Annotated in this window: 4 protein-coding genes; all 4 read left to right on the forward strand. The window is 66.2% G+C overall.

Going from position 1 to position 6591, the window contains the following annotated elements:
• Nucleotides 1–57 precede the first annotated feature (57 nt).
• A complete protein-coding gene (gene oxc, locus OZ671_RS24675; RefSeq protein ID WP_268863179.1) occupies nt 58–1800 on the forward strand; it encodes an oxalyl-CoA decarboxylase in 1743 nt (580 codons plus the stop codon).
• A gap of 39 nt (nt 1801–1839) precedes the next feature.
• Nucleotides 1840–3117: a formyl-CoA transferase gene (gene frc / locus OZ671_RS24680; protein ID WP_268863180.1), complete on the forward strand. Its 1278-nt coding sequence runs from the start codon at nt 1840–1842 to the stop codon at nt 3115–3117.
• Between the two features lie 304 nt (nt 3118–3421).
• On the forward strand, nt 3422–5599 hold the full coding sequence (locus OZ671_RS24685) for an acetate--CoA ligase family protein (protein WP_268863181.1): 2178 nt from the start codon (nt 3422–3424) through the stop codon (nt 5597–5599).
• Nucleotides 5600–5763: 164 nt separating this feature from the next.
• On the forward strand, nt 5764–6591 hold an 828-nt coding region (locus tag OZ671_RS24690), incomplete at its 3' end, for an ATP-grasp domain-containing protein (protein ID WP_268863182.1).

Below are 6591 nucleotides of genomic sequence, written 5' to 3' on the forward strand. Positions count from 1 at the left end.
ACCATCACCACCGTCCCTTCGAGAGGGCGGGGACCAGAACAACGGAGGAAACTTCAGATGAGCACGGCAACTTTGAAGGTGGCGACCGAAGCCGACACGCAGGTCGAAGACCTGACCGACGGCTTTCACCTGGTCATCGAGGCCCTGAAGCTCAACGGCGTCGACACGATCTACGGCGTGCCCGGCATTCCGATCACCGATCTCGGCCGCATGGCCCAGGCGGCGGGCATGCGCGTCATCTCGTTCCGGCACGAGCAGAATGCCGGCAACGCCGCCGCCATTGCCGGCTTTCTGACCAAGAAACCCGGGATCTGCCTGACCGTCTCGGCGCCCGGCTTCCTCAATGGCCTGACCGCGCTCGCCAATGCGACCACCAACTGCTTCCCGATGATCCTGATCAGCGGCTCGTCCGAGCGCGAGATCGTCGACCTGCAGCAGGGCGACTACGAGGAGATGGACCAGCTCGCCATCGCCAAGCCGCTGTGCAAGGCCGCCTTCCGCGTGCTGCACGCGGCCGATATCGGCATCGGCGTGGCGCGCGCCATCCGCGCCGCCGTTTCCGGCCGGCCGGGCGGCGTCTATCTCGACCTGCCGGCGAAACTGTTCGCCCAGGTCATGAATGCCGAAGCCGGTGCGAAATCGCTGGTCAAGGTGATCGATCCCGCCCCGGCGCAGATCCCGGATCCCGCCGCGGTCAAGCGCGCGCTCGAGGTCTTGAAGAGCGCCAAGCGGCCGCTGATCATTCTCGGCAAGGGTGCCGCCTACGCCCAGGCCGACGAGGCGATCCGCGGTTTCGTCGAAAAGACCGGCGTGCCCTTCCTGCCGATGAGCATGGCCAAGGGCCTCCTGCCCGACACCCATCCGCAATGCGCGGGCGCGGCGCGCTCGACGGTCCTGAAGGAAGCCGACGTCGTCATGCTGGTCGGGGCGCGGCTCAACTGGCTGCTGTCGCACGGCAAGGGCAAGACCTGGGGCGAGCCCGGCTCCAAGCGCTTCATTCAGATCGACATCGAGCCGAAGGAAATGGACAGCAATGTCGAGATCGTCGCGCCGGTGGTCGGCGATATCGGCTCGTGCATCGCGGCGCTCGCCGCCGGCCTCGGCCATGACGGCCCTTCGGCGCCCGCCGACTGGGTGGCGACGGTGCGCGCCAAGCGTGAGGAGAACGTCGCCAAGATGGCGCCGAAGCTCATGAAGAACACTGCGCCGATGGATTTCCACGGCGCGCTGGGCGCCCTGCGCACGATCATCAAGGAGCGCCCTGACGCGATCCTGGTCAATGAGGGCGCCAATACGCTCGACCTCGCCCGCGGCGTCATCGACATGTACCAGCCGCGCAAGCGTCTCGACGTCGGCACCTGGGGCGTGATGGGCATCGGCATGGGCTTTGCCGTCGCCGCCGCGATCGAGACCGGCAAGCCGGTCCTGGCGGTGGAAGGCGACAGCGCCTTCGGCTTCTCCGGCATGGAGATCGAGACCATCTGCCGATACAACCTGCCGGTCTGCGTGGTGGTCTTCAACAATAACGGCATCTATCGCGGCACCGACGTCAATCCGACCGGCGGCAGCGACGTGGCGACCACCGTCTTCGTCAAGGACGCGCGCTACGACAAGATGATGGAGGCCTTCGGCGGCGTCGGCGTCCAGGCGACGACGCCCGACGAGCTCGCCCGGGCCGTCAATGCCGCGATGGATTCCGGCAAGCCGACCCTCGTCAATGCGGTGATCGACCCGGCCGCGGGCTCGGAGAGCGGCCGCATCGGCAACCTCAATCCGCAGAGCGTGCTCCGCAAGAAGTGACACCGATCAGCGACAGGCATCCAGTTTAGGGAGGATCGCATGACCAAGGCCCTCGAAGGCGTCAGAATCCTTGATTTCACCCATGTCCAGTCCGGACCGACCTGCACCCAGCTGCTCGCCTGGTTCGGCGCGGACGTGATCAAGGTGGAGCGGCCGGGCTCCGGCGACATCACGCGCGGCCAGCTGCGCGACGTGCCCGACGCCGACAGCCTCTATTTCACCATGCTGAACCACAACAAGCGGTCGATCACGCTCGACACCAAGAACCCCAAGGGCATGGAAGTGCTCTGGGAGATGGTGAAGATCTGCGACGTGCTGGTCGAGAATTTCGCCCCCGGCGTGCTCGATCGCATGGGGCTCACCTGGAAGAAGCTGCACGAGGTCAATCCGCGCCTGATCGTCGCCTCGGTGAAGGGTTTCGGTCCCGGGCCCTACGAAGACTGCAAGGTCTATGAGAACGTCGCCCAGTGCGCGGGCGGCGCGGCCTCGACCACCGGCTTCCGCGATCAGGTGCCGCTGGTGACGGGCGCGCAGATCGGCGATTCCGGCACCGGCCTGCACCTGGCGCTGGGTATCGTCACGGCGCTCTATCACCGCACCCATTCCGGCCTCGGCCAGAAGGTCGACTGCGCCATGCAGGACGGCGTGCTCAACCTCTGCCGCGTCAAGCTGCGCGACCAGCAGCGCCTCGCCCATGGTCCGCTGAAGGAGTACAGCCAGTTCGGCGAGGGCGTGCCGTTCGGCGACGCCGTGCCGCGCGCCGGCAACGATTCCGGCGGCGGCCAGCCCGGCCGCATCCTGAAGTGCAAGGGCTGGGAGACCGATCCGAACGCCTACATCTACTTCATCACCCAGGCGCCGGTCTGGGAGGCGATCTGCGACGTCATCGGCGAGCCCGGCTGGAAGACCGACCCGAACTACGCAACCCCGCCGGCGCGCCTGCCGCGGCTCAATGAGATCTTCGGCCGCATCGAGCAGTGGACCATGACCAAGACCAAGTTCGAGGCCATGGACCAGCTCAACAAATACGACATCCCCTGCGGCCCGATCCTGTCGATGAAGGAGATCGCCGAGGAGAAGTCGCTGCGCGAGACCGGGACCGTGGTGGAGGTCGACCATCCCAAGCGCGGCAAATATCTCTCGGTCGGCAATCCGATCAAGCTGTCGAACAGCCCGACCGAAGTGAAGCGCTCGCCGCTGCTCGGCGAGCACACCGAAGAGATCCTGCGCGACGTCCTCAAGCTCGACGAAAGCCGGATCGCAGCGATCACCGAATCGGGGGCGACGGGCGCCCAGCCACGGGTCGCGGCGGAATAGTCCCTCGACCGCCACGACCGGCAAAAGCCCGACTGGGGCGGGCCCTCCGCAAGGGGTCCGCCCTTTTTTCTCCAGCCTCATGTTCCGGCCTCGCGGTCCGCGCGAGACTGTTCGCATCCACCTGCCGCGACCATGCCACCGCGTCGGATGCAAAAAGTCCCCTGCGAGCCGGCGAGGCTCTTGACAGTGGCGATGATTGGCATGCCAAATACCATACGCCAATGAGAACGCAGCGAACCTGCGGTAGTCCCGCCAGGCGCGACTGTGGATCGGCCGAAAAAACATCCACGGGAGGAACCCCACAATGGTGACCCAAGCTGCCGTACGGATCGACCAAGCCACCGCCGCCGCCGACAAGGCCACCGTGCGCAAGGTGCTCGATGCGGTCAAAGCGGATGGCCGTACCGGCCTGACCGCCCCCGAGGCCAAGCTCGTCTGCGACGCCTACGACATTCCCCTGCCCAAGGAAGGCCTCGCCACTTCGGCCGAGCAGGCGGCAAGCCTTGCCTCCGGCATGGGCTATCCGGTCGTCATGAAGATCGTTTCGGCCGACATCCTGCACAAGACCGACGCCGGCGGCGTCATCGTCGGCGTCAAGACCGACGCCGATGCGCGCTCCGCCTATGACACCATTCTGGCCAATGCCCGCAAATACAAGGCCGACGCCAAGATCGAGGGCGTGCAGGTGCAGCAGATGCTGCCCTCCGGCGCGACCGAGACCCTGGTCGGCGCGATCACCGATCCGTCCTTCGGCAAGCTCGTCGCCTTTGGCCTCGGCGGCATCCTCGTCGAGGTGCTGAAGGACCTCACCTTCCGCCTCGCGCCGGTCACGCGGGCCCAGGCGCTGGACATGATCGGCTCGATCAAGGCGAAGGAAGTGCTCGACGGCGTGCGCGGCGGCGATCCGGTCGACCGTGAGGCGCTGGCGCAGATCCTGGTCCAGGTCTCGGCGCTGCTCGACGACTTCCCCGAAATCGAGGAGCTCGACCTCAACCCGGTCTTCGCGACCAAGTCGGGCGCGACCGCGGTCGATGCCCGCATCGTCTGCAATTTCCAGCCGCGCGTCGAGCGGTTCCGACCGGATCAGGGCGCGATCGTCACCGCGATGAACCGCATCTTCCACCCGAAGGCAGTGGCGGTGATCGGTGCTTCCAACGAAACCGGCAAGATCGGCAATTCGGTGATGAAGAACCTGATCAACGGCGGCTACAAGGGCACGATCGTGCCCGTCCATCCGAAGGCCGACTCGATCCTCGACATCAAGGCCTACAAGTCGGTGCTCGACTATCCCGGCGAGATCGACGTGGCCGTCTTCGCCGTGCCGGCCAATCTCTGCGTCGCCGCCATGGACGAGGTCGGCCGCAAGGGCATTCCCGGCGCGGTCATGATCCCCTCGGGCTTCGCGGAGACCAACAATCAGGCCCTGCAGGACGAGCTGCTGGCCACCGCGCGCAAGAACAATGTGCGCATCATGGGGCCGAACATCTACGGCTTCTACTATACGCCGGAAAATCTCTGCGCGACCTTCTGCACGGCCTTCGACGTGAAGGGCAAGGCGGCGCTGTCGTCGCAGTCCGGCGGCGTCGGCATGTCGATCATCGGCTTCGCCCGCTCGACCAAGATGGGCGTTTCCTCGATCGTCGGCCTCGGCAACAAGTCCGACATCGACGAGGACGACCTGCTGACCTTCTTCGAGCAGGACCCGAACACCCAGGTCATCGCCATGCATTGCGAGGACCTGAAGGACGGGCGTGCCTTCTCGGAGGTCGCCGAGCGGGTATCCAAGAAGAAACCGGTGATCATGCTGAAGGCCGGCCGCACCGCCTATGGTGCCAAGGCGGCCGCCTCTCATACCGGCGCGCTCGCCGGCAACGACAAGATCTATGACGACGTGCTGAAGGCCTCGGGCGTGATCCGCGCGCCGTCGCTGCGCGGCATGCTGGAATATGCCCGCGGCGTCCAGGTGCTGCCGGCGCCGAAAGGCGAGAACGTGCTGATCATCACCGGCGCGGGCGGATCGGGCGTGCTCCTGTCGGATGCCTGCTTCGACAACGGCCTGACCTTGATGAAGATGCCCGACGATCTCGACGCGGCCTTCCGCAAGTTCATCCCGCCCTTCGGCGCCGCCGGCAACCCGGTCGACATCACCGGCGGCGAGCCGCCGATCACCTATCAAAACACCGTCCGGTTGGGGCTTTCCGACGAGCGCATCCATGCCCTCATCCTCGGCTACTGGCACACCATCGTGACGCCGCCGCTGGTCTTCGCCGACAAGATGATCGAAGTGGTCACTGAAGCGCGGGCGAAGGGCATCGACAAGCCGATCGTGGCTTCGCTGGTCGGCGACACCGAGGTGGAGCAGGCCTGCGAGAAGCTCTACGATCACGGCATCGTCGCCTATCCCTATACGACGGAAACGCCCGTCGAGGTGCTTGGCGCCAAATACAAGTGGGCGCGCGCCGCCGGCCTCATCAAGGCCTGACGCCGCTCCGATCCGCAGCGCATGGCGACGAACCCCTCCCTCCCCGGCCCGGGGAGGGAGCACGGCGAAGCTGTGCCGGCGGGTGGGCGGATCGCCCCGAACCGACAGCCATGGCCGGCGCCGGCTGACGGCGCCTGTCTCCTTCAAACGCTGAGAGACACGTCATGAACATTCACGAATATCAGGCGAAGGCTTTGCTCCGCGGCTTCGGCGTGCCGGTGCCCGAGGGCTATCCGGTGCTGAAGGCGGAGGACGCCGAAGCGGTCGCCCGCCAGCTCAAGGGCCCGGTCTGGGTGGTCAAGTCGCAGATCCATGCCGGCGGCCGCGGCAAGGGCAAGTTCAAGGAGGCCGCCGCCGGCGACAAGGGCGGCGTGCGCCTCGCCCGATCGCCCGAGGAGGCTGCCGCCTTCGTCCGCCAGATGCTCGGCCATACGCTCGTCACCGTGCAGACAGGTCCGGCCGGCAAGCAGGTCAACCGTCTCTATATCGAGGACGGTTCGGACATCGAGCGCGAGTTCTATCTGTCCATGCTGGTCGATCGCGAGACCGCGCGCACCGCCTTCGTCGTCTCGACCGAGGGCGGCATGGACATCGAGGAGGTCGCCCACAAGACGCCGGAGAAGATCAGGACCTTCTCGGTCGATCCGGCAACCGGGGTGACCGCGGAGCACGGCCGCGCCGTGGCCGAGGCGCTCGGGCTCTCGGGCGATCTTGCGCGCCAGGCGCAGGATCTGGCAGCCAAGCTCTACCGGGCCTTCGTCGAAGACGACATGGCGATGCTGGAGATCAATCCGCTGATCCTCACCAAGGACGGGCAGCTTCGCTGCCTCGATGCCAAGGTGTCGTTCGACGACAATGCGCTCTACCGGCATCCCGATCTGTTCCGCCTGCGCGACGAGACCGAGGAGGACGAGAAGGAGATCGAGGCGTCGAAATACGACCTCGCCTATATCGCGCTCGACGGCACGATCGGCTGCATGGTCAACGGCGCG

It is taken from the genome of Phreatobacter sp. AB_2022a (genome assembly GCF_026847585.1).
Taxonomy (GTDB): Bacteria; Pseudomonadota; Alphaproteobacteria; order Rhizobiales; family Phreatobacteraceae; genus Phreatobacter.